General features: G+C 70.6%; 19 protein-coding genes and 3 tRNA genes. 17 read left to right on the plus strand and 5 right to left on the minus strand.

What is annotated here, in order from left to right; all coding sequences use genetic code 11:
* Positions 1-11 precede the first annotated feature (11 nt).
* A complete protein-coding gene (locus DEJ19_RS00835; RefSeq protein ID WP_146250735.1) occupies positions 12-641 on the minus strand; it encodes a hypothetical protein in 630 nt (209 codons plus the stop codon).
* 243 nt (positions 642-884) lie between these two features.
* Between DEJ19_RS00835 and DEJ19_RS00840 the strand changes: the two genes are divergently transcribed.
* Positions 885-1,895 carry an aldo/keto reductase family protein gene (locus tag DEJ19_RS00840; RefSeq protein ID WP_071404504.1) on the plus strand — a complete coding sequence of 337 codons (1,011 nt, stop codon included), beginning with the start codon at positions 885-887 and terminating at the stop codon, positions 1,893-1,895.
* A gap of 141 nt (positions 1,896-2,036) precedes the next feature.
* Here DEJ19_RS00840 and DEJ19_RS00845 read toward each other — a convergent pair.
* From DEJ19_RS00845 to DEJ19_RS00855, 3 genes are all read right to left on the minus strand, one after another.
* A tRNA-Phe gene (locus DEJ19_RS00845) sits at positions 2,037-2,109 on the minus strand.
* A gap of 1 nt (position 2,110) precedes the next feature.
* A tRNA-Asp gene (locus DEJ19_RS00850) sits at positions 2,111-2,187 on the minus strand.
* 53 nt (positions 2,188-2,240) lie between these two features.
* Positions 2,241-2,313: transfer RNA gene (locus DEJ19_RS00855), tRNA-Glu, on the minus strand.
* Positions 2,314-2,571: 258 nt separating this feature from the next.
* On the opposite strand from DEJ19_RS00855, the gene DEJ19_RS00860 reads away from it, so the two are divergent.
* Positions 2,572-3,849, plus strand: coding sequence for a M23 family metallopeptidase (locus DEJ19_RS00860; protein ID WP_111095596.1), 1,278 nt, complete (start codon positions 2,572-2,574; stop codon positions 3,847-3,849).
* A gap of 34 nt (positions 3,850-3,883) precedes the next feature.
* Positions 3,884-5,338, plus strand: coding sequence for a C40 family peptidase (locus DEJ19_RS00865; protein WP_284176578.1), 1,455 nt, complete (start codon positions 3,884-3,886; stop codon positions 5,336-5,338).
* 220 nt (positions 5,339-5,558) lie between these two features.
* On the opposite strand, the gene DEJ19_RS00870 is transcribed toward DEJ19_RS00865, so the two are convergent.
* Entirely contained in the window at positions 5,559-6,050 is a 492-nt protein-coding gene (locus DEJ19_RS00870) for an inorganic diphosphatase (protein WP_027467055.1), read from the minus strand.
* Between the two features lie 64 nt (positions 6,051-6,114).
* On the opposite strand from DEJ19_RS00870, the gene tilS reads away from it, so the two are divergent.
* The 14 genes from tilS to DEJ19_RS00940 all read left to right on the plus strand — a co-directional run bounded on the left by tilS (position 6,115) and on the right by DEJ19_RS00940 (position 17,493).
* Entirely contained in the window at positions 6,115-7,134 is a 1,020-nt protein-coding gene (gene tilS / locus DEJ19_RS00875; RefSeq protein ID WP_110863571.1) for a tRNA lysidine(34) synthetase TilS, read from the plus strand.
* Between the two features lie 9 nt (positions 7,135-7,143).
* Complete coding sequence (gene hpt, locus DEJ19_RS00880; RefSeq protein WP_017887686.1) at positions 7,144-7,695, plus strand: hypoxanthine phosphoribosyltransferase; 552 nt, start codon at positions 7,144-7,146, stop codon at positions 7,693-7,695.
* A gap of 158 nt (positions 7,696-7,853) precedes the next feature.
* A complete protein-coding gene (gene ftsH / locus DEJ19_RS00885; protein ID WP_027467057.1) occupies positions 7,854-9,842 on the plus strand; it encodes an ATP-dependent zinc metalloprotease FtsH in 1,989 nt (662 codons plus the stop codon).
* Between the two features lie 6 nt (positions 9,843-9,848).
* Positions 9,849-10,814 (plus strand): dihydropteroate synthase, encoded by a 966-nt coding sequence (gene folP / locus DEJ19_RS00890; protein ID WP_181441643.1) that lies wholly within the window; start codon positions 9,849-9,851, stop codon positions 10,812-10,814.
* A complete protein-coding gene (gene folB / locus DEJ19_RS00895; protein WP_214550217.1) occupies positions 10,811-11,200 on the plus strand; it encodes a dihydroneopterin aldolase in 390 nt (129 codons plus the stop codon). The genes folP and folB overlap by 4 nt, the downstream gene beginning before the upstream one ends.
* Positions 11,197-11,751 (plus strand): 2-amino-4-hydroxy-6-hydroxymethyldihydropteridine diphosphokinase, encoded by a 555-nt coding sequence (gene folK, locus DEJ19_RS00900; RefSeq protein ID WP_111234239.1) that lies wholly within the window; start codon positions 11,197-11,199, stop codon positions 11,749-11,751. Before folB ends, folK begins: the two co-directional genes overlap by 4 nt.
* A complete protein-coding gene (locus tag DEJ19_RS00905) occupies positions 11,748-12,239 on the plus strand; it encodes a DUF3180 domain-containing protein (RefSeq protein WP_111234240.1) in 492 nt (163 codons plus the stop codon). The genes folK and DEJ19_RS00905 overlap by 4 nt, the downstream gene beginning before the upstream one ends.
* A 24-nt stretch (positions 12,240-12,263) precedes the next feature.
* Positions 12,264-12,785, plus strand: a complete 522-nt coding sequence (locus DEJ19_RS00910; RefSeq protein WP_111234241.1) for a PH domain-containing protein — start codon at positions 12,264-12,266, stop codon at positions 12,783-12,785.
* Positions 12,786-12,794: 9 nt separating this feature from the next.
* On the plus strand, positions 12,795-14,555 hold the full coding sequence (locus DEJ19_RS00915; RefSeq protein WP_111234242.1) for a PH domain-containing protein: 1,761 nt from the start codon (positions 12,795-12,797) through the stop codon (positions 14,553-14,555).
* The gene (locus tag DEJ19_RS00920; protein WP_181441644.1) at positions 14,552-15,244 is read left to right on the plus strand and encodes a Rossmann-like and DUF2520 domain-containing protein; all 693 of its coding nucleotides are present in this window, start codon (positions 14,552-14,554) and stop codon (positions 15,242-15,244) included. The genes DEJ19_RS00915 and DEJ19_RS00920 overlap by 4 nt, the downstream gene beginning before the upstream one ends.
* Before the next feature lie 71 nt (positions 15,245-15,315).
* Positions 15,316-16,842: a lysine--tRNA ligase gene (gene lysS, locus DEJ19_RS00925; protein WP_110863567.1), complete on the plus strand. Its 1,527-nt coding sequence runs from the start codon at positions 15,316-15,318 to the stop codon at positions 16,840-16,842.
* 29 nt (positions 16,843-16,871) lie between these two features.
* On the plus strand, positions 16,872-17,075 hold the full coding sequence (locus tag DEJ19_RS00930; protein ID WP_071245264.1) for a hypothetical protein: 204 nt from the start codon (positions 16,872-16,874) through the stop codon (positions 17,073-17,075).
* A 58-nt stretch (positions 17,076-17,133) separates the two neighbouring features.
* Positions 17,134-17,295, plus strand: coding sequence for a hypothetical protein (locus DEJ19_RS00935; RefSeq protein WP_163343079.1), 162 nt, complete (start codon positions 17,134-17,136; stop codon positions 17,293-17,295).
* A gap of 63 nt (positions 17,296-17,358) precedes the next feature.
* Entirely contained in the window at positions 17,359-17,493 is a 135-nt protein-coding gene (locus DEJ19_RS00940; protein WP_258320880.1) for a hypothetical protein, read from the plus strand.
* The last annotated feature ends 182 nt before the right edge of the window (positions 17,494-17,675 follow it).

Genomic DNA, 17,675 nt, shown 5'->3' on the forward strand with positions numbered 1-17,675 from the left:
GATCCTGCCCCTCAGATGCTGGGTCGGGCACCGAGCACCGTGCCGAGCATCGTCACGTCCTGTGCCCAAGCCGCGGCGCCGGGGTGGATCCATCCGAGCAGTTCGATCGCGTAATCGTGGTCCCGCCGAAGATCACGCCCATGGATCGGCTCGTGGTGCGCGGCGCGGTTCCGCACGAAGTGCAGTTGCTGCATACGTGTCCGAACCTCGCGCTGGCGAGTCAGCGCATCCGCCGGGCCGTGTGGGAACGCGCGGTGGAGTGCCGGTGTCCACAGGGCCGTCAGGTAACGAGACTCGAACAGGTACCGCCAGAACCCGAAGCTCAGTTCGGCGACGACTCGCCCGTGCACTTCTGCTCGTTTCCCCCCTCGCGTGGCACGTCGTCGCGGGACGACCAGATCGTTCTTGCCTTGGGCGTGGAGGGGAACGACGTCGAGCCAGGATGAGCCGGGGTGACGAGCAGTTGCCCAAGCGCGGAGCTGCACGTCTGCGGCGTTGCGCACCACGATCTCGACCGCCCCGGTCAGCTCCATCACGGCAGCTGCAGCTCGCATGTTCCATTCGTAGAGCCCGACAGCGCGTGCGTCGTCGGGCACAGCGTGGAAGGAGGAACGAAGGCGTTCCCGGGTCAGCAGGTCCACGACGTCCACCGGCTCCACGCGACCTCCAGTTGACATCGAACGCTCGCCCCGTAAACTCATATATCGAAGACCCCGGAACGATCACTGGCTCAGGCCACATCGCCGGGGTTTCGTCTTTGCCGACCGTTTCTGAAACATCAGCGTACAGCGCCGCGCCGCCTTGCCGAGTGCGCGCCGACGACGTCGGACTACCGTCACGGTTCGGGTCGCACCGACGCGCCCCACGACAGGAGTGACACGCACATGGAGTACCGCTACCTCGGCAACTCGGGCCTCAAGGTCTCCGAGATCACCTACGGCAACTGGCTCACCCACGCATCCCAGGTCGAGAACGACGCGGCGATCGCCTGCGTCAAGGCAGCCCTCGAGGTCGGCATCTCGACGTTCGACACCGCCGACGTCTACGCCAACACCGGCGCGGAGACGGTCCTCGGCGAAGCGCTCAAGGGGGAGCGGCGCCAGTCCCTCGAGATCGCCACGAAGGTGTTCGGGCCGACCGGTCCGAAGGGCCACAACGACACCGGACTGTCCCGCAAGCACATCCTCGAGTCGATCGACGGCTCGCTGCAGCGGCTGCAGACGGACTACGTCGACCTGTACCAGGCGCACCGTTACGACCACGAGACCCCGCTCGAAGAGACGATGCAGGCCTTCGCGGACATCGTGCGTCAGGGCAAGGTCCTGTACGTCGGCGTCAGCGAGTGGACCGCGGACCAGCTGCGGGCCGGCGCTGCGCTCGCGAAGGACCTCGGCTTCCAGCTCATCTCGAACCAGCCGCAGTACTCGGCGCTGTGGCGGGTCATCGAGGACGAGGTCGTCCCCACCTCGAAGGAACTCGGCATCTCGCAGATCGTCTGGTCGCCGATCGCCCAGGGTGTGCTCACCGGCAAGTACAAGCCGGGTCAGCCGCTGCCCGAGGGCTCCCGCGCGACCGACGACAAGGGCGGCGCGGACATGATCAAGCGGTTCATGCGCGACGAGGTGCTGTCCTCGGTGCAGGAGCTGCAGCCGGTCGCCGACGAGCTGAACCTGTCGATGGCACAGCTCGCGGTCGCCTGGGTCCTGCAGAACGAGAACGTCGCCTCGGCGATCATCGGGGCTTCGCGTCCGGAGCAGGTGCACGACAACGCGGGCGCTGCCGGCGTCACGATCCCGGCGGAGCTCATGTCGCGGATCGACGATGCCCTCGGCGCCGTGGTCGAGCGCGACCCCGCGAAGACGAACGACAGCAGCCCGAAGACCCGCGAGGCCTAGCCGGTCCGCAGAACACCGGTGTTCACCCGTTGAACACGCGCGTGCCACGGTTCGACGCGCGAACACCGGTGTTTTGCGGCCGACGTCACACCGGCCAGACAACGGAAAAGGCCCCCTGCCGAAGCAGGGGGCCTTCACCGGTGGCTGGACACGGCATCGATCCGTGGACCTTTCGATTTTCAGTCGAACGCTCTACCAACTGAGCTATCCAGCCGTGGCGACCCTGACGGGACTTGAACCCGCGACCTCCGCCGTGACAGGGCGGCACGCTAACCAGCTGCGCTACAGGGCCATATTGAATTGCTGTGGTGTTGTTCAGTACTACTTGCTCGCTCACTCAAGGAGTGACCCCAACGGGATTCGAACCCGTGCTGCCGCCGTGAAAGGGCGGTGTCCTAGGCCACTAAACGATAGGGCCGCAAGCAGTGCATCGCGCTACCGATGGACAAGCATACGGATGCCCCCCGGGTTTCACAAATCCGACCCCGCCAACCGTGCATCCCCGGCGTGTCGCGCCGTCAGCGCACGGGTCTCCGATGCTGTCGGTGCGAGCATCGTCGGCGGCCGCACCCCTCGTCCGAGGGGCTGTCGAGCCTGCGACCCCTGTTGTTACTGTTGCACCTGTTAACAGTGTTACGTGCGTGAGCCTTGCCGCGCTGTTACGAAATCGAGATACATGTCGACCTCCACTCCCTTCTCCCTCCGCTCCCGCAGCCGCCTGATCGCCGCCGCGGTCGCCGTCGCGCTCACAGCCGGCACGCTCGCGGTCCTCGCCCCGGCGTCGTCCGCCAGCGCCGCGAGCTACCCGAGCTGGGACGAGGTGCAGCGGGCGAAGTCGTCGACCAGTGCCCAGCAGGCCAAGGTCAGCGAGATCAAGTCGCTCATCTCATCGCTGAAGAGCGAGGCCGCTGCCAAGCAGAAGGCCGCACAGGCCGCGGGCGAGGCGTACCAGGCCGCGCAGAACAAGTACGACGAGGCGACGCTCAAGCAGAAGAAGTTCCAGTCGCAGGCCGATGAGGCCAAGCAGACCGCCGCACGGTCCGAGGAGCAGGCCGGTCAGCTCGCCGCCCAGCTCGGTCGCACCAGCGGTGACGACGTGACGACGGACATCCTCACGCACCCGTCCGACTCCGGCGACCTGCTCTACGAGCTCGGCGCCATGTCGAAGCTCAGCGAGCAGTCCGAGGGCATCTACGCGCAGGCCTCGCAGGACCGCGGTGTGGCCCAGGGCCTCGCCGACAAGGCGGACCGCGCCAAGCAGGCCCTCGGGGACCTGGCCGACGCCGCACAGTCGAAGATGCAGCAGGCCCAGGGTGCCGCCGACGCCGCACAGACCGCGGTGGACGCCCAGAACGACAACGAGGCCCGGCTCGAGGCGCAGCTGACCGCGCTCACCTCGAAGCAGCGCGGCGTCGAGGCCGACTACCGCAAGGGCGTCGCTGCCGAGAAGGCCCGCCAGGCCCGCCTCGCAGCAGCCGCCGCGAAGGCAGCAGCCAAGGCCGCGGCGACCAGCCAGGGCGGCACCGGTGGCGGCAGCGCCAACCCGGCCGGGTGGGTCCGACCCGCCGGCGGGTTCCAGACCAGCCCGTACGGCTACCGCGTCGACCCCTACACGCACGTCAGCGCCCTGCACGCGGGCGTCGACCTGGCCCCGGCTTGCTACGCCCCGATCTACGCGGCGCACGACGGCACCGTCACCTTCGCCGGCAACGGTGGCGGGTACGGCAACGAGGTCATCCTCGACAACGGCGGCGGCATCTCCACCGCGTACGGCCACGTCGTCGACGGCGGGATCATGGTCACCGCCGGACAGCACGTCACCGCCGGACAGCAGATCGCCAAGATCGGCTCGACCGGCTGGTCGACCGGGTGCCACCTCCACTTCGAGACCCGGATCAACGGCGCTGCCGTCGACCCGGTCCCCTTCATGGCAGCGCGGGGGATCTCGGTATGAGCATCAGCGCCACCAGAAGGCGTCGACCCACGTCATGACCACCTCCGCTCGCTCGTTCTCCTGCGGGATCGCGACCATCGCCGTGCTCGGCATCGGCCTGTCGGTCGTCATCGCCGGACCGGCCCAGGCCGCACCCTCGGGTCCGTCCTGGGACGACGTCAAGGCCGCCAAGTCGGATGCCGCCGACGCCCAGCAGACGGTCGACGAGCTGAGCGACCGGCTCGGCACGCTGCAGGACGCCGCCGACCAGGCCGGTGTCGCCGAGCAGCAGGCCGGGCAGGCGTACGCCCTCGCGGCGTCGCAGCAGCTGGAGGCGAAGGACACCCTCGCCGACCTGTCCGCGCAGTCGAAGCGTGCGAAGGCCCGGGCGGACGACTCGGCCGGTCAGGTCGCCGGGCTCGTGGTCGAGCTGTCCCGCACGGGCGGCGGTGACCTGTCGACGACCATGCTCATGGACTCGTCGGACTCGAAGGACCTGCTCTACCGCGTCGGCACGATGTCGCACCTGTCCGAGCGCTCCGCGACCGTCCTGGCCGAGGCACGCGCCGACCAGAAGACCGTCGAGTCCCTGGCCGCCCAGCAGTCCGCGGCCGAGAAGGCCCTGAGCAAGGCGACCGAGGCGACGAAGACCACCTTCGCGACGGCCAACGACGTGGCCGCGGGCGCCCAGGCCCGGGTGCAGAAGGAACAGGACCAGCAGGCCGAGGTCCTGCGCCAGCTCGCGTACCTGAAGGGCACGAGCGTCGCGACGGAGACCGCGTACTGGAGTGCGCAGCAGGCGAAGGCCGCCGCGGCCGCCATCGCGAAGCAGACAAACGACGCCGGCACCGGGAACGGCTCCGGCACCGGGAACGCCACCGGCGGCGGCACGAGCGGTGGCAACACCGGCAACACGGGCGGCACCGGCAGCACCGGCGGCGGGACCTCCACCCCGGCCGTGCCGAGCACGCCGTCCAAGCCCAGCACCCCGTCGAACCCCGGCACCCCCGCGAAGCCGAGCACCCCGAGCAAGCCGGCACCCGCGCCTGCTCCGGCCCCCGCCCCCGCCCCCGCTCCGGCGCCCGCCCCGGCCCCCGCTCCTGCCCCGAGCAGCCCCTCGAAGGCCGCCGGCGCGATCTCCTACGCCCGTGGGCAGCTCGGCAAGGCGTACCTCCTCGGTGGCGCCGGCCCGAACACCTGGGACTGCTCCGGGCTCGTGATGATGGCCTACAACTCGCAGGGCATCGCGACCGGCGGACACAACGTCGTCTGGCAGTACAACTACTTCAAGTCGATCGGCCGCCTCGTCCCGCTGTCCCAGCGCCAGCCCGGCGACATCCTGTTCTACTCGTCGAACGGCACGGCCTCGGGGGCGTACCACGACTCGATCGTGACGAGCTACGGCACCATGGTCGAGGCCGCCCGCCCCGGCGTCGGCGTCGTCGAGCGCGCCATCTGGCTGCCGAACCAGCTCATGCCGTACGTCGCCCGCCCGAGCGGTTCCCTGTAGCCCGCTCCCGGAGTGCTCGTTCTTTCCCAGAGCGGCTGCGGTACCAAGTGAGATCGGGCGTACCTGCACGGATCAACGCACCAGGTACGCCCGTTTCCACCCGGTACGCCCGTTTCCACCAGGCGCGCCCCCGCACGCCCCGCCCCGCGCGACAGCAGCACCACAGAACGGCGCCCGCCCTCCGGAAGGAGAGCGGGCGCCGTTCGTCGTCAGGGGATCGTCAGTGCGAGCCGGGCACGTACGCGGCCTGACCGGCCTGCACGATGCGCTCGGCCTCGGCGGCGTCGCCCCAGCCCTCGGCCTTGACCCACTTGTTCGGCTCGAGGTCCTTGTAGCGCTCGAAGAAGTGCGCGATCTCGGCCTTCGTCTGCTCCGGCACGTCCGAGATGTCCTGGATGTGCGCCCAGCGCGGGTCCTTGGCGGGGACGACGAGGACCTTCTCGTCGTTGCCGGCCTCGTCGCTCATCTTGAAGACGCCGACGGGGCGGACCTTGACGCCGACGCCGGGGAACGTCGGGAACTCGAGCAGCAGCAGCGCGTCCACGGGGTCACCGTCGTCGGCCAGGGTCTTCTCGAAGAACCCGTAGTCGGTGGGGTAGACGAACGAGGTGAACAGCACGCGGTCGAGGTAGACGCGACCGGTCTCGTGGTCCACCTCGTACTTGTTGCGGCTGCCCTTGGGGATCTCGACGACGACGTCGTACGCGGCCATGTTGCGCTCCTGTGTCTGCTTCGGGGACTGTCGTGTGTTGCGAAAGCGCGGCTAACGTTACCGGGTGAACTCTCCGCGTCCCCGGCTCGACCCCGCCGTCGCCGAGACCCGCCTGGCGGTCCGCGACCTGCTCGCCGCAGCCGTCGACGACGGCGTGGTCGCCGCAGGCGACCTGGTCCTCGTCGCACTGAGCGGCGGACCGGACTCCCTCGCCCTGGCGGCGGCCACCGCGTTCGAAGCGGGCAAGCAGGGTCTGCGGGCCGGGGCAGTGGTCGTCGACCACGCGCTCCAGGCGGGCTCCGAGGCGGTCGCGAGCCGCGCCTCCCGGCAGGCATCCGAGCTGGGACTGGACCCGGTGACGGTCCGCAGGGTCACGGTCGGCTCCGACGGTGGTCCGGAAGGCGCCGCCCGGGAGGCCCGCCACGCGTCGATCGCCGAGGTCGCCGCCGCCACCGGGTCACCCCTGGTGCTGCTGGGCCACACCCTGGACGACCAGGCCGAGACGGTGCTGCTCGGCCTGCTGCGCGGCAGCGGGCCGGACAGCCTGTCCGGCATGCAACCGCTCGCCCGACGCGACGGCGGTCCGGCGTACGGCCGGCCGCTCCTGTCGGTCCGGCGCCACGTGACCCGGCAGGCGTGCGCCGCAGCGGGGCTGGCGCCGTGGCGCGACCCGCAGAACGACGACCCCGCGTACGCACGGGTGCGGGTGCGGAACACCCTGCTGCCGGTGCTCGAACGGGAGCTCGGTGCCGGGGTGCCCGAGGCCCTGGCCCGCACGGCCGACCAGCTGCGCGAGGACTCCGCGGCGCTGGACCACTTCGCCGAGGAGATCGCGGAGGACATCGCCGAGCACTCCGAGGCGGGCATCTCGCTGTCGGTGCGGGCGCTCGGGGCGAACCCACCGGCGCTCCGGCAGCGACTCGTGCGCCTGGCGGTGGAGAGCGAGTTCGGGGTGACGCTGTCGCGCGTGCAGACGCTCGAGGTCTGCCGGCTCGTCACGGACTGGAGCGGACAGGGCCCGATCGACCTGCCGGGCGTCCGTGCCACGCGGACCGGCGACCGCATCGAGTTCAGCGCCGGTTAGGCTGGCGTGGTGGAACTCTCCGACGTCCAGGCAGACCTGTCCGAAGTGCTCTTCACCCCCGAGCAGATCGACGAGAAGCTCGCCGAGCTCGCGGCGGTCGTCGACGCCGACTACGCGGGCCGCGACCCGCTGCTCGTCGGGGTGCTCAAGGGTGCCGTCATGGTGATGGCGGACTTCTCGCGCCACCTCAAGATGCAGGCGCGGATGGACTGGATGGCGGTGTCGTCGTACGGCTCCGGCACGAAGTCGTCCGGCGTGGTGCGGATCCTCAAGGACCTCGACACCGACCTGCACGGGCGCGACGTCCTGATCGTCGAGGACATCATCGACTCCGGTCTGACCCTGTCGTGGCTCAAGCAGAACCTGCAGTCCCGTGGTGCCGCCAGCGTCGAGATCGTCGCCCTGCTGCGCAAGCCCGAGGCCGCCAAGGTCGAGGTCGACGTGAAGTACGTGGGCTTCGACATCCCCGACGCGTTCGTGGTCGGCTACGGCCTGGACTACGACGAGCGCTACCGCAACCTGCGCGGCGTCGGCGTCCTCGCTCCGCACGTCTACTCCTGACGGGCGGCCCGCCGCGCTCGGGCCGCACTCGGCCGACTCTGGCCCGGGGGTGAGTTCGCCCGCAGAGGACACCCATTCTCGCCACAGAATCGCGGCCGTATGCTGACCTGCACGCAACTTCGGCAGAGAAAGGTGTCGGGCACTCGCGCCCGGATCACATGAACTTCAAGCGCATCTTCCGCGGCCCGTACCTCTACGTGCTGATCGCGCTGGCGGGCATCTTCATCGGCTGGAGCGTCATCAGCCAGGGCAGCACCCAAGAGATCGACACCCAGAAGGGTCTCGAGCAGCTCTCCGATGACAAGGTCTCGTCCGCGACCATCAACTCCACCGAGCAGCGGGTCGACCTCGTCCTGAAGGACGGCGACAAGCAGGAGCAGTTCTACTACTCCACGCCCCGCGGCGAAGAGGTGGTGCAGGCCGTCAACGACGCCAACCTGCCGGACGGCTACAACGACCGCGTCGCCCAGGGCAACTGGTTCCTGTCGCTGCTCGGCATCCTGCTGCCGTTCCTGATCATCGGTGCCCTGTTCTGGTTCCTGCTCTCGAGCGCCCAGGGTGGCGGCTCGAAGGTCATGCAGTTCGGCAAGTCGAAGGCCAAGATCAACAACAAGGAGAACCCGCAGGTGTCGTTCGCCGACGTCGCGGGTGCCGACGAGGCGATCGAGGAACTGCACGAGATCAAGGAGTTCCTCAAGGAGCCCGCGAAGTTCCAGGCCGTCGGGGCGAAGATCCCGAAGGGCGTGCTGCTGTACGGCCCTCCCGGAACCGGCAAGACCCTGCTCGCCCGCGCCGTCGCAGGTGAAGCCGGCGTGCCGTTCTACTCGATCTCCGGTTCGGACTTCGTCGAGATGTTCGTCGGTGTCGGTGCGAGCCGTGTCCGCGACCTCTTCGAGCAGGCCAAGGCGAACTCGCCGGCCATCGTCTTCATCGACGAGATCGACGCCGTCGGTCGTCACCGTGGTGCCGGCATCGGCGGTGGCAACGACGAGCGCGAGCAGACGCTGAACCAGCTCCTCGTCGAGATGGACGGCTTCGACGGCAAGACGAACGTCATCCTCATCGCCGCGACGAACCGTCCCGACGTGCTCGACCCCGCGCTCCTGCGCCCCGGCCGTTTCGACCGCCAGATCGGCGTGGACGCCCCGGGTCTCGCCGGCCGCAAGCAGATCCTCGAGGTGCACGCGAAGGGCAAGCCGCTCGCCGCGAGCGTCGACCTCGAGCTGCTCGCCCGCAAGACGCCGGGCTTCACCGGTGCCGACCTGGCGAACGTCCTGAACGAGGCAGCTCTGCTGACCGCGCGCTCGAACGCGCAGCTCATCGACAACCGTGCCCTCGACGAGGCAGTCGACCGCGTGATGGCCGGCCCGCAGCGCCGGACCCGGATCATGTCCGACCAGGAACGCCTGATCACCGCGTACCACGAGGGCGGCCACGCCCTGGCGGCAGCGGCGATGCGGCACACCGACCCGGTCACGAAGATCACGATCCTGCCCCGCGGCCGTGCCCTCGGCTACACGATGGTGCTCCCGCTCGAGGACAAGTACTCGGTCACCCGCAACGAGCTCCTCGACCAGCTCACCTACGCCATGGGTGGTCGCGTCGCCGAGGAGATCGTCTTCCACGACCCGACCACTGGCGCCTCGAACGACATCGAGAAGGCCACCGGCACCGCCCGCAAGATGGTGACCGAGTACGGCATGAGCCAGGCCGTCGGGTCCGTCAAGCTCGGGTCCGGTTCGAGCGAGCCGTTCGTCGGCCGTGACATGAGCGGTGGCACCGGTCGCGACTACTCGGAGACCATCGCCCAGACGGTCGACGCCGAGACCCGCGCCCTGCTCGAGGCCGCGCACGACGAGGCCTACCAGGTGCTCAACGACAACCGCGACATCCTCGACCGCCTGGCGGGCGAGCTCCTCGAGAAGGAGACGCTCGACGCCCCGGAGCTCGTGGAGATCTTCAAGGACGTCCGCAAGCTGCCGGAGCGCCCGCAGTGGCTCTCCAGCGACAAGCGCCCGGTTAGCAACCTGCCCGCGATCGACGTGCCCGGCAAGGCCGCCTCGACCGCAGCGGACCCGTCGGACTCCGAGTCGACCTCGAAGACCCGTCGTCGCCCGTTCGGCAACCCGGGTATCGCCCCCGCGTAGGCCGGCATGACCGAGCTGCCGACGCGACGAGAGCGTCGACTCGCCGAGGTGAGTCGTGCCCGCGCCGCCGCCGAACCGGCGGCGGCCGCGATCGACCTCCGTGCACCCCAGCCGGTGCCGGAGGTCGTGACCGGCCGTCGCCGTGACCGCGGTGGCCCGGCCGAGGAACGCACCCGGGTGCTCGGCATCCTCAACGTCACCCCCGACTCGTTCAGCGACGGCGGGCTGCACCAGGCCTACGACGCCGCCGTGCAGCACGCACGGGACCTCGTCGCGGCCGGCGCGGACGTCATCGACGTCGGTGGCGAGTCCACCCGCCCCGGTTCGGAGCGCGTGCCCGTGCCGGTCGAGCAGGAACGGGTGCTGCCGGTCGTGCAGCAGCTCGTCGCCGAGGGCATCCCGGTCAGCGTCGACACGATGAACGCCGCAACGGCCGAGCGTGCCGTCGACCTCGGTGCCGCCATCGTCAACGACGTCTCCGGTGGGCTCGCCGACCCGGACATGGCCCGGGTCGTGGCGTCGACGGGCGTCGGCTTCGTCGTCATGCACTGGCGCGGCCACAGCGACCGGATGTACCGCAACGCCGAGTACACCCACGCGGTCGAGGAGGTCCGGCGTGAGGTCGAGCTCCGGGTCGCCGAACTCATCGTGCTCGGCGTCCGGCAGGAGCAGGTCGTGATCGACCCGGGCCTCGGCTTCGCCAAGCACGGCGTGCAGAACTGGGAGATCCTGGCCGGCTACGAGCGTTTCGCCTCGATCGGCCTGCCGGTGCTCGTCGCCGCCTCACGCAAGCGGTTCCTCGACGGTGTCGGGAGCCCCGAGGGTGCCCCGCCCAGGGAGCGCGACCTCGCCACCGCCGCCATCAGCCTGCTCGCCGCCGAACGCGGCGCGTGGGGTGTGCGCGTGCACGACCCGGCACCGACCCGTGCCGTGCTCGACGTCTGGGACGCCTGGAGGGCAGCTCGATCGTGAACGACACCATCCGACTCACCGGGGTCCGCGCCCGCGGACACCACGGCGTCTTCGACCACGAGCGCGAGGACGGCCAGGACTTCGTCGTCGACGTCGCCGTGGAGCTCGACGCCCGCGCCGCCTCGGGCAGCGACGACCTCGACGCCACCGTGCACTACGGCGTCCTCGCCGAGCAGGTCGTCGCCGAGATCGAACGCGACCCGGTCGACCTGATCGAGACCCTGGCCGAACGCATCGCCGCAGCCGTGCTCACCCACCGTGCCGCACTCGCGACCGAGGTCACGGTGCACAAGCCGCAGGCCCCGATCACCGTGCCGTTCACCGACGTCTCGATCACCATCCGGCGCTCCCGCGGCGCCACGGTGCCGGACGAGGAAGAAGAATGACCCACCGGGTCGTCGTCGCCCTCGGAGCGAACCTCGGCGACCGGGGGAGCACGCTCCGCGCCGCCGCCACCGCGATCGCCGCCCTGCCCGGGGTCGAGCCCGTGGCATCGAGCCGCGAGGTCGAGTCGGTCGCCGTGACCCTCGACGGCCTCGACACGTCGAAGCCCCGCTACCGGAACGCCGTCGTGGTCGTCGACACCGACCTCGAGCCGCAGGCCTTCCTCGACGCCCTGCACGGCATCGAGGACGCCCACGGCCGCACGCGCGAGGTCCGGTGGGGCGACCGCACCCTGGACCTCGACGTCGTCGCCGTGGATGACCTGCGGATCGCCACGGACACCCTGGTCGTGCCCCACCCCCGGGCAGCGGAGCGCGCGTTCGTGCTCGCCCCGTGGCTCGACGCCGACCCCGAGGCCGTCCTGCCCGGTGCCGGACCGGTGGCCGACCTGCTCGCGGCGGTGGGGGACGACACCGAGCGCGTCGACGAGCCGCGCCTGTTCGCGGAGCCGGCACGGGCCTCCCGGCCGGCGGGGAGCGCGACCAGCGCATGAAGCCCACCCGTGCCTCCACGCTGCTCAGCATCGCCGTCGTGACGGTGGTCGCCGGTTTCGCGCTCGACGCCGTCCTGGCGTCGCGCCAGCTGCCGACGTTCCTGTTCTCGGTCCCGCTCGGCATCACGCTCGCGTTCATCGGTGTCGCCGTCGTGCTCATGGCGCGCCCGGTGCGCCGGCACGCGCGTGACGGCGCCGGACGCCAGCGGCCGGTCGACCCGCTCTACGCGACTCGGGTCGTCGTGCTCGCGAAGGCATCCAGCATCTGCGGCACGCTGCTGGGCGGGTTCGCCCTCGGCCTCGTGCTGTACCTGCTGACCCGTTCCGCGACGCCTTCGCTAGGCTCGACCCTGCCGAACGTGATCGCCGTCGGGGGCGGGATCGTCCTGACGGTCTGCGCACTCGTGGCGGAGCGGATGTGCATCGCACCTCCGGGTGACGACGACGACCGTGACGATCCCCGCAACGGTTCGACGACGGTGAACTGACCGAGCAACCCCAGGAGGCCCGCGATGCCGCGTGAACGACTCGACGAGCCCGGCCTCGGCCTCGGTGGGATCGCCTGGCAGCGGGTGTCCGCGAAGCTCGTGTGGACCGAACTCATCACCACGCTCGTGATCGGTGTCGTGGTCACCGCGGGCTGTGTGCTCATCGGCATCGTCAACGACGGCTTCGGCTCCGGGGCCGGCACCGTCTGGCTCTCCATCGGCATCGTGGTCGCGGTCACCACGGCGATCACCGCCGCGCTCACGCCCCGACGGGTCCGGGCAATCGGCTACGCGCTCCGCGACGACGACCTCGTCGTGCGCCGCGGCCTCATGTGGCAGCGGTTCACGGCCGTGCCGTACGGCCGGATGCAGCTCGTCGACGTCGCCCGCGGGCCGCTCGACCGGGCGCTCGGCATGAGCGAGCTGAAGTTCGTCACCGCCGCCGCTGCGACGAACGTCCGGATCCCGGGTGTCCCGGCAGCGGACGCCGACGAACTGCGCGACCGCCTCGTCGAGCTCGCCGAGTCCCGTCGCGCCGGGCTGTAGGGGTCGTCCGTGACCTTCCGACCGGGCACCCCGCCACCCGCTCCGCCCGCCCCGCCCACCCGGGGCAACGCGGCCGCTGCGGCACCCCTGACCGACGGCGAGTGGCACCGCCTGCACCCGCTGACCCCGCTGCTCAAGGGCGGGATCTTCCTCATCGTCATCCTCGGCTACGTGCTGAACAGCCTGCGGGACCAGCTCGTCGAGTTCTTCATCCCGGGCGAGCAGCAGGAGGACGGTGACCCCGTCCGGTACGTGTACGAGCACGGCGTCGTCGGCTGGGTCCTGCTCGGCATCGTGGTGCTGCTCGTGGTGCTGATCGGATTGTTCTACCTGTCCTGGCGCATGCACGAGTTCCGCGTCACCGGCGAGATCGTCGAGGTGCGCTCGGGCGTGCTGTTCCGGAACCACCGCAAGGCCCGGCTCGACCGGATCCAGGGCATCAACATCCAGCGACCGCTCGTGCCCCGGGTGTTCGGTACCGCCAAGCTCGAGATCGCGCAGGCCGGCAACGACGCCAACGTGCAGCTCGCCTACCTCGGGGCCCGCGCCGCCGACGACCTGCGGCAGCGGATCCTGGTGCTGGCGTCCGGCGCGAAGGACGACGACGGCCACGGCGGTCCGTCGCGGCAGTCGCACGGGGCACTGCAGGACCGCGTCGACGAGATGTTCTCGCCCGAGCTCGACCCGGCAGCCGTGCACGCGACCCGCATCGTCAAGGTGCGCCCCGGTCGGCTCATCGCGTCGATGCTGCTGTCCGGCACGACGCTGTTCCTGCTGCTCGTCATCGCCGGCATGATCGTCAGCGTCGCCCTCACCGGCGAGTTCGCGGTGCTGTTCGGGCTGTTCCCCGCCGTGCTCGGTGCCGGTGGCTACTACGTCCGCAAGTTCTCCCGTTCGCTGCAGTACACGATCGCCGAGACCCGCGACGGCATCCGGATCGGCTTCGGGCTGGTCTCGACGTCGAACGAGACGTTGCCGCCGGGGCGCATCCACGCCGTCAGCGTCGCGCAGCCGCTGCTGTGGCGTCCGTTCGGCTGGTGGGACATCCGCATCAACCGTGCGACGAGCGCCGGCAACGGGGCGTCGAGCAACCAGCAGGTGTCCTCGATCGTCCTGCCCGTGGGCACGACGGCGGACGTCCGCGAGGTCCTCGACATCATCCTGCCGGGGCTCGTCGGCACCGTCGTCGCCGGCCCCGAGGCGTCGCAGGAAGCCCTGCGCGAGGGCGCAGCCGAAGCCGTCGACGTCGTCGACGACAGCCTCACCACCTCGGGCGACCGCGGCGGCTTCGTGCACTCCCCACGCCGTGGCGCGTGGCTCCGTCCGTTCGCGTTCCGGCGCAACGGCTACCGGTTCGTGCAGGGTGCGGTGCTGTTGCGGCTCGGTGCCGCGTGGCGCTCGCTCGTCATCGTGCCGCTGCCCCGGGTGCAGAGCGTCAAGGTCGAGCAGGGTCCCCTCGAGCGTGCCCTGCGGCTCGCAGCCGTCCACGTCCACACCGTGGCCGGCCCGGTCTCGGCCCGCGTCGGCGCGCTCGACGCGCGGGACGCGCAGCGCCTGTGGTCGGAGACGACGCAGCGTGCCGTCGAGGCGGCCGCGGTCGACACGACCCACCGCTGGCGCGAACGGGAGGCCCGTCCCGCGGCCGCCGCGCACGCTGCGGCCGACACCGTGCCCGGGTCCGGAGCCCCTGCCGGGCAGGCGGCGGACCACCGGTCCGGCACCGTCCCCGCCGGCTGGGACGACGTCCCGCCGACCGGAGCCGCACGATGAGGGCGGGGCGTCTCGGGGTCGGCGTCGTCGGCGCCGGACGGGTCGGACCCGTCCTCGGAGCAGCCCTGGCGAACGCGGAGCACGCCGTCGTCGGGGTGACCGCCGTGTCCGACGAGGGCCGTGACCGCGCCGAGGCCATGCTGCCCGGCGCCCCGGTGCTCGCGACGCCCGACCTGGTCGAGCGGAGCGAACTCGTGCTGCTCGCGGTGCCGGACGACCAGCTCGCCTCGCTCGTGCAGGGGCTGGCGGACGCCGGGATCTGGCAGCCGGGGCAGCTCGTCGTGCACACCAGCCCGGACCACGGCGTCGGCATCCTCGCCCCGGCGATGGCGGCCGGTGCCATCCCGTTGGCGATCCACCCCGCGATGGCCTTCACGGGCACGAGTGTCGACCTGTCCCGGCTGCGCGACGCGTACTGCGCGGTGACCGCCCCGGCGCCCGTGCTGCCGATCGCACAGGCGCTCGTGGTCGAGATGGGGGCCGAACCGTTCGTCGTGGCCGAGGGTGACCGGCCCGCCTACGCCGATGCGGTGCGGGCCGCCGTGAGCTTCTCGACCGCGATCGTCGACCAGTCGGCAGGCACCCTGTCCGGCATCGGCGTCGAACACCCGGGTCGCGTCCTCGGTGCGCTCGTCCGCTCCGCCGTCGACAACGCGCTCACCGCCGCCGACGGGCAGTCGACGCTCTAGCGGTTCGGGGGCGGGACCGCGGCGCGGGTAGCATTTCCCCCGACCCCCACGACCATCGGAGCCGCACCCGCATGACCGACGAGACCGTCACCCCCGACACCGCGATCGCCGACGCCGCCGCACTGGCCGAGCAGGAGACCAGCGAGCAGCGACAGGTCCGGCTCGACAAGCGGGCGAAGCTGCTGGAGTCGGGCATCGAGGCGTACCCCGCCGAGCTCCCCATCACCACGACGATCCCGGCCGTGCGCGAGCAGTACGCGCACCTGGAGACCGGCGAGGAGACCCAGGACGTCGTGGGCATCGCGGGTCGTGTGGTGTTCTCGCGCAACACCGGCAAGCTCTGCTTCGCGTCCCTGCAGTCGGGCGACGGCTCGCGCATCCAGGCGATGGTCTCCCTGGCCGAGGTGGGGGACGAGTCCCTCGCCCGCTGGAAGGAGTTCGTCGACCTCGGCGACCACGTGTTCGTGCACGGACGGGTGATCTCCTCGCGCCGCGGCGAGCTGTCGATCATGGTCGACGACTGGGCGATCGCGGCGAAGGCCATCCTGCCGCTGCCGAACCTGCACAACGAACTCAACGAGGAGACGCGGGTCCGCCAGCGCTACCTCGACCTCATCGTCCGCGACGAGGCCCGCGCCACCGTGCGTGCCCGCGCTGCCGTGATGGCCTCGCTCCGCCAGACCTTCACCGCGCACGAGTACCTCGAGGTCGAGACCCCGATGCTGCAGACCCAGCACGGCGGCGCCTCGGCACGACCGTTCGTGACGCACTCGAACGCGTTCGACACCGAGCTGTTCCTGCGCATCGCACCCGAGCTGTTCCTGAAGCGCGCCGTCGTCGGCGGCATCGACCGGGTGTTCGAGATCAACCGCAACTTCCGGAACGAGGGTGCCGACTCGTCGCACTCGCCCGAGTTCGCGATGGTCGAGGCGTACCAGGCGTACGGCAACTACGAGCAGATGGCCGACCTGACGCAGGAGCTCGTGCAGAACGCGACCCGCGCGGTCACCGGTGGTGCGCTCGAGGTCACCCTGCCCGACGGCAGCACCTACGACCTGGGCGGCGAGTGGCCCCGCATCGACATGTACGGCTCGCTGTCCGAGGCCGCGGGGCGCGAGATCAGCCCGGAGACCCCGCTGTCCGAGCTGCAGGCGCTCGCCGAGGCCGAGGGCGTCGAGGTCGCCCACGCCACGCACGGCAAGTACGTCGAGGAGCTCTGGGAGCACTTCGTCATCGACTCGCTCGACCGCCCGACCTTCGTGATGAACTTCCCGGTCGACACCTCGCCGCTCACCCGGCAGCACCGCACCCGTCCGGGCGTCGTCGAGAAGTGGGACCTGTACGTCCGCGGCTTCGAGCTGGGCACGGCGTACTCGGAGCTCGTCGACCCGGTCGTGCAGCGGGAGCGGTTCGTCGAGCAGGCGAAGCTCGCGGCCGGCGGTGACCTCGAGGCGATGCGCGTCGACGAGGACTTCCTGCGCGCCCTGGAGCACGCGATGCCCCCGTCCGGCGGCATGGGCATGGGGATCGACCGCCTGCTCATGGCCATCACGGGCCTGGGCATCCGCGAGACGATCCTGTTCCCGCTGGTCAAATAACTCCGAGTCCACCGGGGTACGATGCTCGGGTGCCTGAAGGAGTCGTAAGCGGGATCGTCTTCGCCCTGACGCCGACCATCGTCGTCGGCCTGATCTTCTGGTTCGTGATGCGCGCGATCATGCGTGCCGACCGGACCGAGCGAGCCGCGTACGCCAAGGTCGAGGCCGAGGAGCGCGCCCGCTTCGAGCGTGAGCACGGTCGCCCCGCACCGGCTCCGACGTCGGCCGAGTAGCCGCCCGCGCACGATCCACTTCACCCCGTGTTCACCGCGCGGTGTGATCCTGTCGCGCATGCCCACCATCCCGGAGTCCGCCGCCGGCGTCGATGATCTCGACGACCTCGACGTGGAGGACGCCTTCGGACACCCGGCGTCCGGGGCGTCCGTCTCGCCCGTCGGCAGTGACGACGGACCCCTCGACGACGAGGGTGACGTCGACGACCTCGACGTCTGAGCGCCGACGGACCGACACACACCGTTCACCTCGCCGACGCGTGCCGGGGTGAGCATCGTGCGCATGGCAACCACCGCACATCCCTTCACGGGCCGCAGCCTCGTCGGTGACATCGAGAGTGAGTACGACGAGTTCGACCGAGACGCAGACCTCGAGGTCTCCAAGCGCCGGGACGGGTGGCTCGAACCCTCCTGGTGACCCCGACCCATTCGGTATTCGGGGTACGACGACCAGATCGCACTGATCCGGTCGGACGTACCCCTTTTGCATGTCCGGAGTACGCAGTCGCCTGGGGTACACGATCGGAAACGCTGGTGAAACACGCCTGCAACGCCGGAAACACGGCGTTATCCGCTTGATCCAGGGCCGATTGGGGGACC

It is taken from the genome of Curtobacterium sp. MCSS17_016 (assembly GCF_003234255.2).
Lineage (GTDB): Bacteria > Actinomycetota > Actinomycetes > Actinomycetales > Microbacteriaceae > Curtobacterium > Curtobacterium flaccumfaciens.